This window comes from Fibrobacter sp. UWH6 (genome assembly GCF_900142465.1).
Lineage (GTDB): Bacteria > Fibrobacterota > Fibrobacteria > Fibrobacterales > Fibrobacteraceae > Fibrobacter.
The window spans coordinates 128,401-144,072 of record NZ_FRAX01000004.1 but is presented as its reverse complement, the minus strand read 5'-3'; the positions used below and the strand labels follow the sequence as shown (position 1 = coordinate 144,072).

Below are 15,672 nucleotides of genomic sequence, written 5' to 3'. Positions count from 1 at the left end.
TCTAGTTTAAACTGCGTAGAATTTCTGACGGATCAGTTCCAAGGTGTTGCGGAGATCACCTTCCAGCTGGCGATCACATTCCAGGGGAGCAAACTTAGAGAAGACCTGATCGTAGGTGTTCTGAAGATTGATCATGCGGTCTGCGGAAATTTCGCCACGTTCAAACCGAATGCGCACAGCCTGGGCAGAGGCCAACAGTACAGCAGCAGCCACCTGTTCAGAAAGTTCCAGAATGCGGATACAGTCACGGGACGCAATTGTACCCATGCTAACCTTATCCTGATTATGACATTCGGTAGATCGGCTAAAGACGCTCATGGGCATTGTCAGGTGCAGCGCTTCTGCGGTCCAGGAAGAGACGCCAATCTGAACAGCCTTGAAACCGTGATTAATATCGTAATCACCCTTAGAGCCAGCCAAGTTCGGCGGCAAGTTGCGATTGAACTTGATGTCTACAATCATGGCCATCTGACGATCCAGAAGATCAGCCACATTGGCCACAATATTCTTCAAGGTATCCATAGCCAGACAGATATGTCCACCATAGAAATGACCGCCGTGGAAAATATTGTGGGTTACCGGATCCACAATGGGATTGTCGTTAGCGCTGTTCAATTCCACTTCAATCAACTGACGCAGCAAATTTTCGGAATCGTAGAAAAGTCCGATAATATGGGGAGCACAGCGAAGAGAATAAGGGTCCTGAATTTTTTCGGGAACCACATTGTTGGCCTCGGCCAGATTCAAGCCATGGCGAATTTTCTTGGCGGCCTTCATCAGCCCCGGATGAGGTTTAACTTCGAAGAGGCGCTTGTAGAAATGGTAGGCATTGCCCTTCATGGCAACAGTAATCAAGGCAGTAATTCGACAAGCCAGGTCAGACAGATACTGGGCACGAGAGAATGCCATGCAGGCCACGGCGTTCATGGCGGCGGTACCATTCATAATGGCGATTGCTTCCTTGGGACGGAACTTGTGAGGGGTAATACCCAGTTCATTCATCACGTCTAGAGATTCACGAACTTCGCCCTTGTACAGCACCTTACGTTCACCGATTACAGCACCGGCCAAATAAGACAGCGGAGTCAAATCGCCGCTGGCGCCCACGGAACCTTCCTGAGGAATCAGAGGAAGAATGTCGTTCTGCAGGAAGGTCATCATGATCTTGAGGAGAGCATAGCTGACACCGGAATAACCCTGTGCCAAGGTATTCATACGCACCACCATGATGGCGCGGGTGGTTTCAGGATCAAAATAGTTTCCCATACCACAACCATGAAAACGAGTCAGGTTAATGGGAAGCTGGTAGTAATGTTCCGGAGGCAGGACCTGAGTACAGGAATCACCGTAACCAGTCGTTACGCCATAGATGCCACCATGTTCAGCCAGAGCCTTATCCAGGAATTCTGCGCCGGCATCAATCATTCTCTGGAAGGCTTCGGAACTATCCAGTTCAACATTGACCTGCTTTTTGGCAATGGCCACCACATCTTCGACGGTCAGTTTTCTGCTACCAACAACTACAGTTTCCATAATCATTCCTCAATCATCAAAAATTTTTCTGTCTGCGGATCAATCTTCCCAGAAGTTGTAAAAGTTATACCACTGGTATGGATGTTTCAAACAGAGTTTTTCCAAAATCGATGTGTATTCCCGCAGCAACAACTTCAGACGTTCAGGGCGTTCCTTACGGGAACATTCTAATGAAGTCTTGGCTCGAATCACATGCATCTCATAAGTGGATTTAATATCGAAATCCTTCTTGCGGATTGCGAACATAAAATAAATCGGGGCGTTCAGAATTCCAGCCAGAGAGAAGGAGCCTTCCGGGAAGTTCGCCTTTTCGCCAAGAAATTCCGTTTCCAGTTTGCGGTCGCGGGAATTGGCAGAGGTTCGGTCCCCGGCAATCACCACCAGATTACCGGCAGCAATCTGATCCTTCATCCAGACGGCGGTATCGACGCCGATATTATTGGCATCAACCACATGATCCATAAGATCGGGATTTAACTCTCGAAGAAGTGCGTTAAACTTTGAGGTACCCGAGAAATCAACGACAGGGAAAACTTCAAAATCCTTCTGGGTATGATATTCATCGTAACCCGTAAGCGAACGGAGCATTTCCATATTGCCTAGATGAGAGCAAAGGAGGAATGCCCCTTCCCCACGATTCAGCTGATCCACCAAGGCATTCAAATCATCGTCTTGTGTTTCGATGTTGTTCAGTTTGATGGCCCCTTTCCAGCCAAGTAGCTTTTCCATCATGGAAAGGGCGAAGGACAAAATGTGTTTATAGGGCCCAAGAAAATCAGGACGTCTTTTTTGAACGCGAGCCAAATGTTCCAGATAAATCCGTGAGCGGGCTCGTACCGGCTTGGCCCCAATCCAAAAGAAAAAACAAATAATCGCCGTGCAGACTTCTACGAGGAACAAAGGCAAATGGCACACAATCCAAAGCATAAAGCGGAAGTGCCAGAGGCTACCTCCAACTTCTTTCACTTCGGACCAATGCTCCGATCTTACCTTTTCGTTTTCCATAAAATGCCTTTGAAAAAATCTACTTCTTCTTAAAAAGTCTGCGAGCAAGAATCATGGGACTGCGAAGGAACATGCCGCAGCACAGCTTAGTGTGCGTTGCAGATATGGCGACATTGTCGTGAAAAACACGGAAGTTGGAAACACCGTCTTCGGGATAGCTAACCTTGATGGGATAGAAGCGCATCTTAAGGCCCTTCCAGGAAAGTTTCACTAGAATCTCAATATCGAAGCCCATTCGGTAATTGCGAATTTTCTTTGCTACGGGCCAGACACTAGCCAGCGGATAAACTCTGAAACCGCACATGGAATCAGGAATTTCCCTGGACATGGTTTCAATGGACACCCAGAAGTTGGTAATCTTGCGCCCCTGCTCGCGAGCCTTGGGAACGGTTTCGTCATACTGGGGGAAGCCGCCAATCAGATCGTCAGGATGCTTTTGCGCGGCCTTCACAAAGAAGGGAATCTTGCCCATGTCATGCTGACCATCCGCATCCACCTGCAACGCGTGGGTAAAGCCAGCCTTTACAGCAGCTTCAAGGCCAGAACAGACAGCCTTGCCCTTGCCACCATTTACGGCGTGGGTCACAAGAATGGTATTGGGAACTTCACTAGCAATCTGTTCCAGAATCTGATGCCCTTCGGGCGCATTACCATCGTCCACAAGAACAACCGGTATGCCATAAGAAGCCAGCACATCCACCACATGACGGGACGCCGCCTCATGACGGTATACAGGAACGACCGCACAAATCTTAATATCAGTCAAACTAGCCATTCAAGCCACCTACATTCATAGTGAAGGAGCCATTTGACAAGGTCTTTTCGCCCAATTCATCGGTATAGTTAAAGGAAACCTTTCCTGCTTCCTCATCATAGGAAATTTTCACATTCACCGGCGTATCCGGGAAAATGGGATTTGCAAATTTCGTTCGATGAATCTTTGAAAGTTCCTTGGGAACATCCAGGAAATTACGGGCCAACTTAAGAACCATGTCAACCTGCACCACGGCGGGAAGCAACTTGAACTCCGGGAAATGTCCGTCGTAATAATCACTTGTCGCAGGGAAAATCAGCTTGGCGGTCAGCACGCCCGTCTCCCGACGGAATTTCAAAATTCTGAAATTGGGACTTTCAGCTAAACCAAAGAGCGCCTGCACATCACGCATGCGGATCTTGCCTTCGGTATTCTGAGGCAATTCTTCTAGATAGCGCCACTTCTTGGGAGACACCGTATTTTCGATGAACTTGACCAGGTAATCGTGGAAGAAATTATTCATCTGAAGTTTGGTGGAGCCCGCAAACTTTTCACGGCCTTCGGCATTCAGCACAATGGCTGCAGCCAAGTACTGACGCTTGCCCACCATGGGAACCACACGCACATCCTGCACCAGCCCCGTCTGCTTCAAGCGGTTTTCGACTTCGGGCAGGGAGATTCGCTTTTCTTCAATCTTTACGATAGAATCGGAACGTCCCTTCAAGAGGAATCGACCGTCATCGTAAATATCTACCAGATCGCCTGTGGTAAAACCATCCGGTTCCAGGATGTAGCTGGACTTGATGTTCAGACAATCATTTTCGCCCAGACTCATCTTGCAGACTTCAAAGGGTGTCCACACAGGGCCATTCTTAGACTGTCGATAGGCAATGCCACCTGTTTCTGTACTGCCATAGATTTCCATGGTCCAGTAGCCAGTCAGTTCGCAAGCCCTTTCGGCAACTTCCTTAGGCAAGGGACCACCGGAAGAATAAATGATGGGAGCGCACTTAAAATCGAAAGGCTTGTCGCTATCGGCGGCCAGGCGTTTCAAGTATGCAGGGCTTGATGCAATGACAGCCTTTTCATTTACGAGGCCGGCAAGTTCCTGAGGGAAGTCGATTCGGCGTCTACGGAAAGGCAGTCCTGTGGCGATAGGCAAAAGTACCGAGAACAGCAAACCATAAATATGATGATGGTTGACCGTACTATAGACCTTGTGGTCTACCCAGTCATTACCAAAGACCTTCACCAGTTCAAACAGTTCGTTCTCAAATTGCAGGAACAGCTTGAATACGGCCTTAGGTTCGCCAGTGGTGCCTGAAGTGTACATGACCATTTCGGCCTTGGACTTATCAAACTTCCCAAATTTCAGGTTTGCGGTATCGGAAGTTTCGCCCTTCAGGATATCCTGAATCAGGGAAGCCCCATCGGCCGCCGTACCAAACGGTTCGTCGGTAATAAACCCATATTCAGGCTTCTTGATTTCCTTGATGAAGGCATCCTGGCGATTGGCAGTCACGAGAGCCTTACGGCCACTCTGCAACATGGCAAGCAGGGCCACCACAAAGAAATAGGAGTCTTCGCAATGCAAAATCCAGGGGCAATTATCCCGGGATTCCAAGAAGGAACGAACCTTGGAAACGTCACTTGTAAAGTCAGACCATGTCTTTACGCTTTCACCATCAAAACTGACAACAGCCCCTTCGGGGCGGGAATTCAATTCCAAGTCGCAAACAGGAACATAGGATTGCAATTTACTCTGCATAATCTTTCGGATCAAAAATTCAACGGCAAAAAATACACCGATTAAAATGTAGGAAAAAAGCCCGTTGTACAAGGACCACAAACGGTCAGAACCAACGAACACGGTGGTTGCAGACACACAGGCGTTCGCCACAAAGAAGATGCACCAGGCAAAAGTCACCCTGTCGCAGTACCGTTCCACATAATTCCTGCTTGGCGAAGTCTTGATAGTCTTATCGCCCAGGTTGGCCATGCGGAATACGAAACTAGGCTTTTTCCATAGGGTAAAGCCAAAAAAGGCGAGCAAGCTCAAGTTCACCAACACGGGGTAGAACTTCAGGAACAAAATGTTGTCTGCAAAAAAGGAGACTACCCCACAGACTAGGATCAGCACAACGAGAACCGCTGCCTTTATGGAATTCGCGCGGCCGAGTTCCCCTGCCCCACGGTTGCGGGTAAAATTGAGGAACTGATAAAAGGCAAGCGCCAAGAGCAAAATGCTCAAGCGCCTAGGAGAAAGTCCCCAGAACTCCATCCCGCAAAAGACGAGTACTGGGTACAGAACAGAGATTGCGGTAAAGAAGACCTTTCCCGCTATAGATTTCATTATTTGGATTCCGCAGTCTGGATCAGGTTGTAGATGGCATCCACCACATCCTGAAGGGTACGCACGGTCTTGAACACTTCCGGATCGATATTGCGAGGCAGGAAGGACTTCAACTTCACAATCAGGTCCACAGCATCGATGCTATCCAGTTCCAGGTCTTCGTAAAGACGAGCCTCGGGCGTAAGCTTGGCCTCATCCATTTCGAATTCTTCGATGAGGGCGGTCTTGATCTTATCAAAAATTTCCTGTTTTTCCATTTGTGTACCTTTAAGCCCTTATGCGTCAGTGTGCTTGGAAATGTATGCGGCAAGAGCATCCACAGAGGCGAAATGCTTCTTGGTTTCTTCGTTAGCCACAGTGAAGGTCACGCCAAAATTTTCCTTGATGGCAATACCCAATTCCAGAGCGTCGATGGAATCAAGACCGAGACCTTCACCCTTTTCGTTTTTACCAAAAATGGGAGCCGCATCAACAATGTCGGCCGGAGTGATATCTTCCAGTTCCAGTGATTCGATCAGCACTTCCTTAATGCGGGTGTTCAGATCAGACATGAGACCTCCAAATGTTTATATACATGACAACCGAGTCAAGAGTTACAAAAATACGATCAGGCAATATAGAAAAAATTATATTTGAAACTGCTTTACACCCCTCTAAAAAGGTTTCGGAGAGTGGAACATGTTTGACTTTTATATTAACGACAATATTGACGCTGTAAACGCCAAGTTCGAAGCTCAGAAGATTGCGTTTGCCCCCCTTAGTTTCCAGGCCGCCCGCGCCCTGCGCAACCTGGGAATCCTGGATGAAATTAGCAACGCCCGCAAAAAGGGAATCAAGATTTCCGAACTATCCCAGAAGTTGAACATTTCTCTCTATGGAATCGGCGTACTGGTAGAAATGGGACTTGGCATGGGAGCTATCAAGGTCCACAAGGATTCTGATGACGATGACCTGCGCCTTACCCTAGGCAAGATCGGCTTTTTCCTCATGAAAGATGAAATGACCCAGGTAAACATGGACTTTTCCCAGGACATCTGCTACCGCGGTGCCGAAAATCTGGAAGAATCCATCCTGAAAGGCAAGCCCGCAGGACTCCCCCACCTGGGACCGTGGAAAACTGTTTACGAAGGTCTTTCCCAGCTGACCGAACAAGAAAAGAAGAGCTGGTTCGGCTTTGACCATTTCTACTCTGATTTGGCCTTCCCCGAAGCCCTGCCCATCGTTTTCGAGAAACCCGTTGGACGTCTCTTTGACATCGGAGGCAATACTGCCAAGTGGGCCATTTCCTGCTGCAAATACAACGCAGACGTAAAAGTTTCCATTATCGATCTTCCGGGCCAGACCGCCGTTGCCGAAAAGAATGCTGCCGCAGCGGGTTTTGCCGAACGCATCAATACGCTCCCCTGCAATGTGCTGGACGAAACCACCGCTTTCCCCACCGGAGCCAATGCGGTATGGATGAGCCAATTCCTGGACTGTTTCTCTCTGGAAGAAATCACCAAGATTTTGACAAAGATCCGTAAGGCTGCAGCCCCCGATACAGACGTCTACGTTCTGGAACCCCTTTGGGACAAGCAGCGATTCGAAGCAGCAGCATATTCCCTTCAGGCGACATCACTGTACTTCACCTGCATCGCCAACGGCAACAGCAAAATGTACCGTTACGAAGAACTGAAAAAGGCAATCGAGGTTGCCGGTTTCGAGCTTAAGGAAGCGCACCACAACGTTGGCCCCAATGCTTATTCCCTTCTTCGTTTCCGTATCAAGTAAGACGCTCTTTTTGTAAGGAATCTTATGACAAAGAACGTTTATATCCAGCGACTGGCAAGTTTCATTCCCAACGACGCCCAACCCAAGCCTGACGTATCTTTCGTCCCGATGCTTACCCGCCGTCGCCTAACCTATGTTTCCCGCATGGTCGTTCTCGTAAGCGATATGGTATCCAAGGATAGCGAAGGCAACAAGTTGCCTCCTTGCAAGGTGACGTTCGCCTCTCAGTTTGGCGAAATCACCCAGCAGCTCAAAATATCCCAGGCGCTAATTGATACGGGCGCGGTTTCTCCGGCCCATTTTAGCCTTTCGGTATTTAACGCCTCTGTCGCAAACGCAACCATTCTCGAAAACAACACCGCAGGCTACTCAGCCGTCTTCTCGGGAAAGGAATCCTTTACCTCGGGCCTCACGGATTGCCTCGCCGCCTTGCAAAATTGCGACGACGCTACGGAACGAACCTTCATCTTTGCAGACGAACTAATTCCCGAAACTTACGCACCCGTGGCAGGAGTCCCCTACCCCAATGCCGTTTGCGGTCTCGCCCTCCGACTCACCACCGACGAGGCTAAGGCCGACAAGGCCTACAAGGGAATCAACCTGAATTCTCAGTTGGAGTACCTCAAGATGCTTCAGGGGAATTTTGACACCGCGGCAGAACAGGCCATCGCTTTCCTGAGCGCCCTAGAAATGCAGAAGCAACCCGTATTCTAGACTCTATGCAGAAGATTATCTACATCTACCGAATTGCAGTAAAACTTTTCAGTTTTGCATTTTTTGGTTTATGCAGTCTAGGATTGGCCCTTGGGCTTTTCCCCATTATGCATGTCTTGGCCGGATTCTCCGAAAAAAAGTTTAAGGCCATTGCCCGACGTTTCAACCATTGGTATTTCAAAGTTTTCGTAAACGTCATGAAGACCATTCGGTGCATCAGCGTAAACGTCGAAAACAAGGAACAACTTTCGAATATCAAGTCCAAGGTGGTTATCGCCAACCACCCATCCCTACTGGATGTGGTCATATTATTTTCGCTGATACCCAACGCAGACTGTATTGTCAAGGGTTCACTCATCGAAAACAAGTTCATCTCCTTGATCGTACGCAACCTTTACATTCCAAACACAATTCCTTTTGACGAACAGATGGAACGGGCAAGGCAATCCATGGAGGAAGGCAATAACCTGATCATCTTCCCCGAAGGAACCCGTTCTAGGCCAGGTCAACCCTGGGAATTCAAGAAGGGAGCCGCACGTTTCGCCCTATACTCCGAAAACGATGTCGTACCCATATTTTTCGGCGGAAACGAAAAGATTGGACTCCGGAAGTGTGATAAACTTTTGCAGTACCACCCCACGGAACGCTACCAGTACAACCTTAAAGTTCTACCCCAGATATCTGCGGCACCATACAAAGGTGTACCTATGACGAAGAGTGCCATTAAACTCACCGAAAAAATGAAGATGGCGCTTGAACAGGAACTTTCAAATGTCTAACTTTGGTATTATGAAAAAAACAGTCGCATTTCTTGTTTTGGGAACGTCAGTTCTCATGCTCACCTCATGTGGTGGCGGTAAATTCCAAAAGTTCCAAACTTCAGAACAGATGAACACTCCTTTTAACTGCTCGGGCCTCCACATGCGAAATGCCCAGTGGCATTTTGTGGATGATTTTGGTCAAACCGTAGATGCCATCGGAACCTGCAAGAAGGGAATGAAACACGGAAATTTCAAGTTTTCCATCAACGGCACGGTTGTAGCCAAGACTAAGTACAACAAGGACATTGAAATCAAGTCCGTATGTATGCTGGATCCCAAAAATTCCGTTAGCTTAGCTTCCTGCATGGAACAAACCGCAAAAAATAACATCGCAAACATAGAGCCTGTTGACGCAGAAGACGACAGCGACTTTTTAGACGAAGAATAATTCAAAGAGAGACGTTATATGTCAATGAATACAAAGACCGTTAAGGCCCCCAAGGCTGAAAAGAAAACCTCTGGCAAGTCCGGCACCCAGACCAACATGTGGACCGGCCGTTTCGCTAGCGGCATGGCACAGTCCATGGTTGACCTCTCCTTCAGCCTCCACTTCGACTCCGAACTGATTGAAGAAGATATCGAAGGCAGCATCGGTCACGGCAAGGGTCTGGTAGAATCCGGCGTTTTGACCAAGGCTGAATACAAGAAAATTTGCGACGGTCTCAAGACCATTCTCGATGACTATCATGCAGGCAAGAACCTGTGGCAGCCTTCCGACGAAGACATTCACATGGCAGTGGAACGCGTTCTCACCGAACGTATCGGCGCTCTGGGCAAGAAGATCCACACCGGCCGTAGCCGCAATGACCAGGTCTGCACCGACTTCAAGCTTTACATGCGTCACCGCGCCGCAGAAATTCGCGCTTTGGAAGTGGAACTGATGGACGTCGTTCTGGACCTTTCCAAGAAGTACTTCGGCAAGCTGATGCCGGGCTACACCCATCTGCAGCAGGCACAGCCCATCTACTTCAGCCATTATCTGATGAGCATGTTCTTTGCCGTTTCCCGCGACGTGAAGCGCTTGGACAACTTCCTGGAACTGCACTCCCAGCTGCCCCTGGGTAGCGGCGCCATGGCTGGTTCCGCATTCCCCTACCAGCGCGCATTGGTTGCAAAGGAACTTGGCTTCAAGGATGTGAGCCCCAACTCCATCGACGCCGTAAGCCATCGCGACATGATGCTGGAATTCAACGCCGACCTCGCCATCATCGCAAACACCATGAGCCGTTACGCCGAAGATTTCGTAAACTGGAGCACCAGCGAATTCGGCTTCCTCACTTTGCACGATGCATTCAGCAGTGGCTCTTCCATGATGCCCCAGAAGAAGAACCCGGACTCCATGGAACTGATCCGCGGTAAGTCCGGCCGTATGCTGGGTAACTTCAGCGCCATGTACACTCTGGTGAAGGGCGCCCCCCTCTCCTACAGCCGCGACCTGCAGGAAGACAAGGAACCGGTATTCGACAGCGTCCACAACGTAAAGGTGATCCTCCGCGTCATGAAGGAAGCTCTGGAAACCGCACGCTTCAACTTCGACAAGATGCAGGCCAAGATGCTGCCGGCGCTGCTGGCTACCGACCTGGCAGACTTGCTGGTGGAAGCAGGCGTTCCCTTCCGCGACGCACATCACGTTGTGGGTAGCCTGGTTGGCGAAGCCGCTCGCAGCGGCAAGGAATTCACCGAACTGTCCGACGAATCCTGGGCAGCCGCCGGCGTTCCCGACGTGCAGAAGATGAAGAAGACCCTCACCTTCGAATACAGCGTCAGCCGCCGTAACATCGAAGGCGGTACCGGTCCCAAGTCCGTGAAGCAGCAGTTCGCAAAGGCCGAAGCTCTTCTTAAAAAGTTTAAGGCAAGCGTAGCAAAGAAGCGCTAGTGCTTCTTTATTACCGAGCCGCCAACTTCTGCACTGCGAATCGGTGCCAAAAGTTCCGCAAGGATTAATGCTAGATTCTACACCCCTTACGGGGTTCAGGATGACACGCGAACGGAAACGTTCCCTAGTACAATTGAAAAACCGCAGCCAATCTGGTTGCGGTTTCTTTTTTATAGTTTGCTTTTTCTCTTTAAAGATTCATAGACTTTACGCAACGTACAGAGTAAGCGATCTTCTCTTCACGGGAAACTGTTTCAAATGTATCGCTGGTATAACGGAACCAGATCACTTCCTTGAGATTTCCGTTAGGTTGCATCCAGAAGTAGGCACTTGTACTCAAGTCAATAAAGTCCCCCGATTCGTAGCCTCCTGCAGGATAACGTTAAACCCAAAGAGATCATCACCGTTATTATCATCCTTCCAATCAGTCGTAGATTTTAAATAGTATGCATTGGAAGTTTCGAATCCCGCGTCTGACTTATCCCACAAAAGGTACACAGTCGCCATAGACGGAAGTTCCCAGCCTTCGGGGCAAACGTTGCTAGCCGCTTCATAGGTGTAAAGACGGCCATACTTCTTGCAGTTCTTTTCGTCATCCTTATAGCAATAGCTGCCATCCACATTGGCGTTCATATTTTCGGCAAAAATGGAATATACTTTCTAGAAAAAAAATGGACTGTAAAAGCCCATTTTTCAATAAAACTACTTCTTATCCTGCGGAACCAGGCGTTCCACGATGCGGAAGAGGTCGTTATAGATTTCCAGGAAGTCTTCTACCCAGATGGGGTCGCGTTCGCCCACCACATGGAAGGTTTCTTCCAAAGTATGACGGGCATTGTAAGGACCAACCAGGCTGCCCGTAGGAATGGAAACATTCCCCTGATAGGCGGACTTGGCCACGATGCGGGCACGATAGCTTCGGCGCAAACGGGAAATCAGGGCGGCACGGAGGGCCAGCAGTTCATCGTGAGCCAGCAGGAATTCACCAGCCTTGATCCAGGCTTCAACCTGAGTCAGGCGGCGCAAGGTGGCGTCACGTTCCGTTGCGGGAATCAACTGGCGCTTAGTAGAAAGAGTCTGCTTGATTCTTTCGGAAATCTGGGACAGCAGAGATTCATTCCAGATGAGCAAGGGGCTTTCGGCAAATCGGTTGTCGGTCTCCACCTTGGGCGTATGGGTCGCAATCCAGCGGTCCAGCTTTTCGGCCACCATGCCTGCTTCGGGCAGACGGTCAACGGCGATATACTCACCGGCACGATTCAGCAGGTTGTCGGCATAAACCATACGCCAATGCGGCAGCTTTCCGGTCTTGCGGATAGCATCTACACTCTGTCGTAAAGATTCCAAACGGTCCTGCATAAAAATCCTTCAGTATCAAGCCTTACTGCTTCTTATCCATCATCTGGAGCGGGGTCACGCCAATTTCTACGCGGCGGTTCAGTCGGCGATGTTCTTCGGTATCGTTAGGATACTTGGGCTGGTGTTCGCCAAAGCCTGCGGCAAAAAGACGATCCGGGGGGAATCCCTGGGCAATCAAGGTCTTCACCACATTCACTGCACGTTCCGTAGAAAGATTCCAGTTGGTATAAGTATTGGATTTGATGGGAATGTCATCAGTAAAACCGCTAACCATGATTACATCCGTAGAATCCAGTGCGTCAAGAAGGCCCTTGCTGATTCCCTTAATCACGCCCACACCTTCGTTGGTCAGGTCGGCACCATTCACCGGGAAAAGGAAGGATGCCTGAATCTGGATCTTACCCCCTTCCAGGGCAATAAGGCCAGCCTCGATAGAGGTCTGCAAACTCTTGGAAAGAAGGGCGTTACGTTCAGCGGCAATCTTGCGCATTTCTTCCTGACAGCTCAGCACTTCCTCTTCGGTACGGGTAAGGTCTTCGGCCTTCTGTTCCTTGAGGGTCGCCATGGCCACAAAAGCCAAGATGAACAACGACACCAGGGCAACGCCCAAGTCCGTGTAGGCCATCCAGGGATTGCTGTTTTCGTCTCGCTTGAAACGCATAGATTATTCCTCGACCTTGTTCTCTTCGGAAGAGGCGGATGCAACAGAGTAAGAGCCCGGACGCTGAGTCTGTTCCAGAACTTCCAACAGGATTTCCTGAGTTTTGACCGCATTTTCCATAAGCACTTCGCTGGCACGTTCGTGGAAGGCTTCCAGAGACTGATTCAGATGTTCGATGAAGTTTTCTTCTTCGTCGCGTTCTGCAGTATCGCCGCTGAGCTTTTCAAGAATGGTTTCAAGACCAGCGCGGAGCATTTCAAGGTTGGCGCTCAGTTCAGACTGGTTGACTCGCATGAGTTCTGCCGTTTCTACGATGTTGCCGCCAAGAGCGTCGGTTGCTTCCTTTTCCTTGACAACGCGTTCGTCGATGCTGACGGTAAGAGCCTTCTGGGCTTCGAGCAGAGTTGCAGAAGTTTCGGAAAGTTTCTGGAAGGCGCCCAGGATATCGCTGGAGAGGCCAGCCAGCTTTTCGGAAACAGAAGCGGAAAGTTCTGCAGAACCGGCCTGAGCCTTTTCGGCCACCTGAAGGGCAACGTTCTTGAGAGTTTCAAGACCATCGCGCTGGGCATCCACATTGGCATTGGTACGTTCTTCCAGGCGCTGCATGAATTCATTCCACTGTTCGTTGGACTGCTTGACCTGTTCAGAAATGGAATCTGCAATGCTGTTGGAAGTATCGGCCAGAGAACTCTGGGCAGATTCGCTAACCTTATAAAGGCCATCATAAACGCTGCCAGAAACATCGCTCAGGGCAGACTTCACATCGTCAGCCACACTGTTAAGGCCAGCCTTCACGCCGCTGGCAATATCGCCAAGACCAGAATCCAGTGCAGAAGAAAGGCCGTTCAGCTGATCTTCAAGCTTAGACGGAATAGATTCCACAGAAGCAGACAGAGCCTTCACGCTGTTTTCCATGGGAGCAAATGCAGTAGAAATAGAAGCGCTAACAGAGCTACCCAGATCCTTGACGGATTCGTTCATGCCGCTCATGGCAGAAGCCAGAGATTCATTCAAAGTCTTCACGGAAGCAGACATTTCTGCAGAAACCTTTTCTACAGAGGCGTTCACGTTAGCAGAAACCTTGGCCACGGAATCAGAAACATTCTGGTTCATCATGGTGGTGGCGGCGGTCAGTTCCTCGCCCACCTTAGCCACAATACCACCCAGGCCATCCTGCACAGCAGAAGTCACCTTGGCCAGATTCTTTTCCACAGCGTCAAACAGACGTTCCAGTTCATTCTTGTTCTGTTCCAGTTCGTCACCGGTTTCGCCCTGAAGATTCAAAGTCATGGTATCCAGGCGGGCCATAAAGGAATCGCGGGCATTGAGCAACAGGGAGCGGCTAGTATTCAAAATCAAGGCGGCAAACAAACCACAAAGGCTAGTACCGAAAATACCCTTCATACCCTGGAACAAAAGCTGGATAGTATCCAAAGTTCCCTGGGTGGTAGAATTGTCGATGGCACCACCGGCTGTGGCCACGGAATACATCAAACCGAAGAAGGTTCCCATAAGGCCCAGCAGAATAACGGTACCGCCAGCGCTACGGGGAACGTTAATGCCCACATTGCTGTTGAGCACTTCGAAAGCGATGGGAGAATCCAGACGAATCCTTTTTGCCATCAGGCGGTTGGCCAGCTGAATGCGGTTAGCCACAACACCTTCGCCAGACACACTGTAAGAACCGCGGCTTTCGCATTCGTCTAGCACCAGGTTTTCAGCTTCGATCAAGTTCAACTTCTTAAGAGCCAGAAGCTGTTCCATCACGAACACGACAAAGATTGCGCCCATGATCACCCAGCCAAACAGCGGAGCGCCAAAGTACAATGCGCCTGCCACCAAAACGACAAGGCCCACAATGGTGAGTAATAAGATGGAACTAAATGCACTCTTCATTTTTTACCTGCATTTCATTAAGCCTTAAAAGAGGCCTGGGTTTCAAACAAATTCATCTGACCGCGGTTGAATCCGCGAAGGAACATAGCCCACTTGCTCTGGTACCACTCGATTACCTGAATGGTAAGTCCGCGGGCATAATCACAAAAATCATCGGTAAAGGCCAGGAAGCCATTTTCGTATGCGTAATGAGGATTCCAGTAACGACCTACATTACGGGCACAGGAAGCGGCAGAACTGTAGTAATGAGTATTACCCTTGGTAGCAAAGGCCGCAGCAAAACGCTTCTTGGCCAGGGCGTTCAAGGAACTGCGCAACGAAACCACCATGGAGTTTTCCTTATCGCGCAAGGAAGCTTCTAGACTGGGCAGCAACTTGGACATGGCGTCTACGGCGGATTCGCTATGCCAGTACTTGCACAACTTTTCCTGCAGTTGCATCACGCGGCCATGCATACGCACAAACAGAGGTTCCGCATCGCTCACCAGCAAATGGATGGTTGCCGAATAGAAGGCATTAATATCCTGTTTGCTGTTCTTGACCGTCAGATACCAACCCTTTTCTTCGTCATGATGCAAAAAGTCACCTCCTTCCAAAAGGAGTCGCATCACTTCATCAGTAGAAAAACGCTGCATCCACTTGGTGCGGAATTCATCGTAAAGCTTATTTGCATCAGCGATAATCTGAGGGAAGCTGGCATCGGCCAACTTATAAGCGGTTTCGCTATACGAAATCAATTCCGACGTTCCTACGTTCACAGACGGGTCGTTCAGCATGGCATCAAGATGTTCGTACAGCACGATGGACCAAGTGACCATCATGGACTGCGACAGCGTTGCCACCATGGAGGAACGGTTAGGGCGCACCGTCAGACGGACACTGTTGCCCGTCATCTTTCGAATTGATCTGCGGAAATTTTCCTGCACTACG

General features: G+C 49.5%; 17 protein-coding genes. 5 read left to right on the top strand and 12 right to left on the bottom strand.

The genetic code is table 11. The features are described from left to right. Positions 1–6: 6 nt before the first annotated feature. The 6 genes from hutH to BUB73_RS05355 are packed head-to-tail and all read right to left on the bottom strand — an operon-like array spanning position 7 to position 6,196. On the bottom strand, positions 7–1,533 hold the full coding sequence (gene hutH, locus BUB73_RS05380; protein ID WP_083539663.1) for an HAL/PAL/TAL family ammonia-lyase: 1,527 nt from the start codon (positions 1,531–1,533) through the stop codon (positions 7–9). A 39-nt stretch (positions 1,534–1,572) separates the two neighbouring features. Next, positions 1,573–2,538 carry a lipid A biosynthesis acyltransferase gene (locus tag BUB73_RS05375; protein WP_073159346.1) on the bottom strand — a complete coding sequence of 322 codons (966 nt, stop codon included), beginning with the start codon at positions 2,536–2,538 and terminating at the stop codon, positions 1,573–1,575. Positions 2,539–2,557: 19 nt separating this feature from the next. Continuing rightward, positions 2,558–3,313, bottom strand: a complete 756-nt coding sequence (locus BUB73_RS05370) for a glycosyltransferase family 2 protein (protein ID WP_073159347.1) — start codon at positions 3,311–3,313, stop codon at positions 2,558–2,560. Next, entirely contained in the window at positions 3,306–5,645 is a 2,340-nt protein-coding gene (locus BUB73_RS05365) for an ApeI family dehydratase (protein WP_073159349.1), read from the bottom strand. The genes BUB73_RS05370 and BUB73_RS05365 overlap by 8 nt, the downstream gene beginning before the upstream one ends. Continuing rightward, a complete protein-coding gene (locus BUB73_RS05360) occupies positions 5,645–5,902 on the bottom strand; it encodes an acyl carrier protein (RefSeq protein WP_073159351.1) in 258 nt (85 codons plus the stop codon). Before BUB73_RS05360 ends, BUB73_RS05365 begins: the two co-directional genes overlap by 1 nt. Positions 5,903–5,920: 18 nt before the next feature. Beyond that, the gene (locus BUB73_RS05355) at positions 5,921–6,196 is read right to left on the bottom strand and encodes a phosphopantetheine-binding protein (RefSeq protein WP_073159353.1); all 276 of its coding nucleotides are present in this window, start codon (positions 6,194–6,196) and stop codon (positions 5,921–5,923) included. 127 nt (positions 6,197–6,323) lie between these two features. Between BUB73_RS05355 and BUB73_RS05350 the strand changes: the two genes are divergently transcribed. From BUB73_RS05350 to argH, 5 genes are read left to right on the top strand one after another with little or no spacing between them, the layout of a single operon-like run. Next, a complete protein-coding gene (locus BUB73_RS05350; RefSeq protein ID WP_073159355.1) occupies positions 6,324–7,415 on the top strand; it encodes a methyltransferase in 1,092 nt (363 codons plus the stop codon). A gap of 24 nt (positions 7,416–7,439) precedes the next feature. After that, positions 7,440–8,129, top strand: a complete 690-nt coding sequence (locus BUB73_RS05345; RefSeq protein ID WP_073235362.1) for a beta-ketoacyl synthase chain length factor — start codon at positions 7,440–7,442, stop codon at positions 8,127–8,129. Positions 8,130–8,134: 5 nt separating this feature from the next. Continuing rightward, positions 8,135–8,908: a lysophospholipid acyltransferase family protein gene (locus BUB73_RS05340; RefSeq protein WP_073284172.1), complete on the top strand. Its 774-nt coding sequence runs from the start codon at positions 8,135–8,137 to the stop codon at positions 8,906–8,908. Next, complete coding sequence (locus BUB73_RS05335; RefSeq protein ID WP_073159360.1) at positions 8,901–9,338, top strand: hypothetical protein; 438 nt, start codon at positions 8,901–8,903, stop codon at positions 9,336–9,338. The genes BUB73_RS05340 and BUB73_RS05335 overlap by 8 nt, the downstream gene beginning before the upstream one ends. 18 nt (positions 9,339–9,356) lie before the next feature. Then, on the top strand, positions 9,357–10,826 hold the full coding sequence (gene argH / locus BUB73_RS05330) for an argininosuccinate lyase (RefSeq protein ID WP_254795005.1): 1,470 nt from the start codon (positions 9,357–9,359) through the stop codon (positions 10,824–10,826). Positions 10,827–11,016: 190 nt separating this feature from the next. Here the strand turns inward: argH and BUB73_RS17200 are convergent, their stop codons facing one another. From BUB73_RS17200 to BUB73_RS05305, 6 genes are all read right to left on the bottom strand, one after another. Further along, a complete protein-coding gene (locus tag BUB73_RS17200) occupies positions 11,017–11,166 on the bottom strand; it encodes a fibrobacter succinogenes major paralogous domain-containing protein (RefSeq protein ID WP_175552190.1) in 150 nt (49 codons plus the stop codon). Further along, complete coding sequence (locus BUB73_RS05325; RefSeq protein WP_073284170.1) at positions 11,163–11,459, bottom strand: FISUMP domain-containing protein; 297 nt, start codon at positions 11,457–11,459, stop codon at positions 11,163–11,165. The genes BUB73_RS17200 and BUB73_RS05325 overlap by 4 nt, the downstream gene beginning before the upstream one ends. Positions 11,460–11,528: 69 nt before the next feature. Beyond that, entirely contained in the window at positions 11,529–12,185 is a 657-nt protein-coding gene (locus BUB73_RS05320) for a hypothetical protein (RefSeq protein ID WP_073235353.1), read from the bottom strand. Between the two features lie 22 nt (positions 12,186–12,207). Further along, positions 12,208–12,846, bottom strand: coding sequence for an OmpA/MotB family protein (locus BUB73_RS05315; protein WP_073159365.1), 639 nt, complete (start codon positions 12,844–12,846; stop codon positions 12,208–12,210). Between the two features lie 3 nt (positions 12,847–12,849). Continuing rightward, positions 12,850–14,742 carry a fimbrial protein gene (locus tag BUB73_RS05310; RefSeq protein ID WP_073159367.1) on the bottom strand — a complete coding sequence of 631 codons (1,893 nt, stop codon included), beginning with the start codon at positions 14,740–14,742 and terminating at the stop codon, positions 12,850–12,852. Between the two features lie 17 nt (positions 14,743–14,759). Then, on the bottom strand, positions 14,760–15,668 hold the full coding sequence (locus BUB73_RS05305; protein ID WP_073159369.1) for a hypothetical protein: 909 nt from the start codon (positions 15,666–15,668) through the stop codon (positions 14,760–14,762). Positions 15,669–15,672: the final 4 nt, after the last annotated feature.

Bases quoted from the DNA above. Each gene is read 5' to 3' on its own strand.
- BUB73_RS05315 (WP_073159365.1), bottom strand. From the start codon at position 12,846: ATGCGTTTCAAGCGAGACGAAAACAGCAATCCCTGGATGGCCTACACG.
- BUB73_RS05375 (WP_073159346.1), bottom strand. From the start codon at position 2,538: ATGGAAAACGAAAAGGTAAGATCGGAGCATTGGTCCGAAGTGAAAGAA.
- argH (WP_254795005.1), top strand. From the start codon at position 9,357: ATGTCAATGAATACAAAGACCGTTAAGGCCCCCAAGGCTGAAAAGAAA.
- BUB73_RS05350 (WP_073159355.1), top strand. From the start codon at position 6,324: ATGTTTGACTTTTATATTAACGACAATATTGACGCTGTAAACGCCAAG.
- BUB73_RS05365 (WP_073159349.1), bottom strand. From the start codon at position 5,645: ATGAAATCTATAGCGGGAAAGGTCTTCTTTACCGCAATCTCTGTTCTG.
- BUB73_RS05335 (WP_073159360.1), top strand. From the start codon at position 8,901: ATGTCTAACTTTGGTATTATGAAAAAAACAGTCGCATTTCTTGTTTTG.
- BUB73_RS05320 (WP_073235353.1), bottom strand. From the start codon at position 12,185: ATGCAGGACCGTTTGGAATCTTTACGACAGAGTGTAGATGCTATCCGC.
- BUB73_RS05370 (WP_073159347.1), bottom strand. From the start codon at position 3,313: ATGGCTAGTTTGACTGATATTAAGATTTGTGCGGTCGTTCCTGTATAC.
- BUB73_RS05340 (WP_073284172.1), top strand. From the start codon at position 8,135: ATGCAGAAGATTATCTACATCTACCGAATTGCAGTAAAACTTTTCAGT.
- hutH (WP_083539663.1), bottom strand. From the start codon at position 1,533: ATGGAAACTGTAGTTGTTGGTAGCAGAAAACTGACCGTCGAAGATGTG.
- BUB73_RS05360 (WP_073159351.1), bottom strand. From the start codon at position 5,902: ATGGAAAAACAGGAAATTTTTGATAAGATCAAGACCGCCCTCATCGAA.
- BUB73_RS05355 (WP_073159353.1), bottom strand. From the start codon at position 6,196: ATGTCTGATCTGAACACCCGCATTAAGGAAGTGCTGATCGAATCACTG.
- BUB73_RS05345 (WP_073235362.1), top strand. From the start codon at position 7,440: ATGACAAAGAACGTTTATATCCAGCGACTGGCAAGTTTCATTCCCAAC.
- BUB73_RS05325 (WP_073284170.1), bottom strand. From the start codon at position 11,459: ATGAACGCCAATGTGGATGGCAGCTATTGCTATAAGGATGACGAAAAG.
- BUB73_RS05310 (WP_073159367.1), bottom strand. From the start codon at position 14,742: ATGAAGAGTGCATTTAGTTCCATCTTATTACTCACCATTGTGGGCCTT.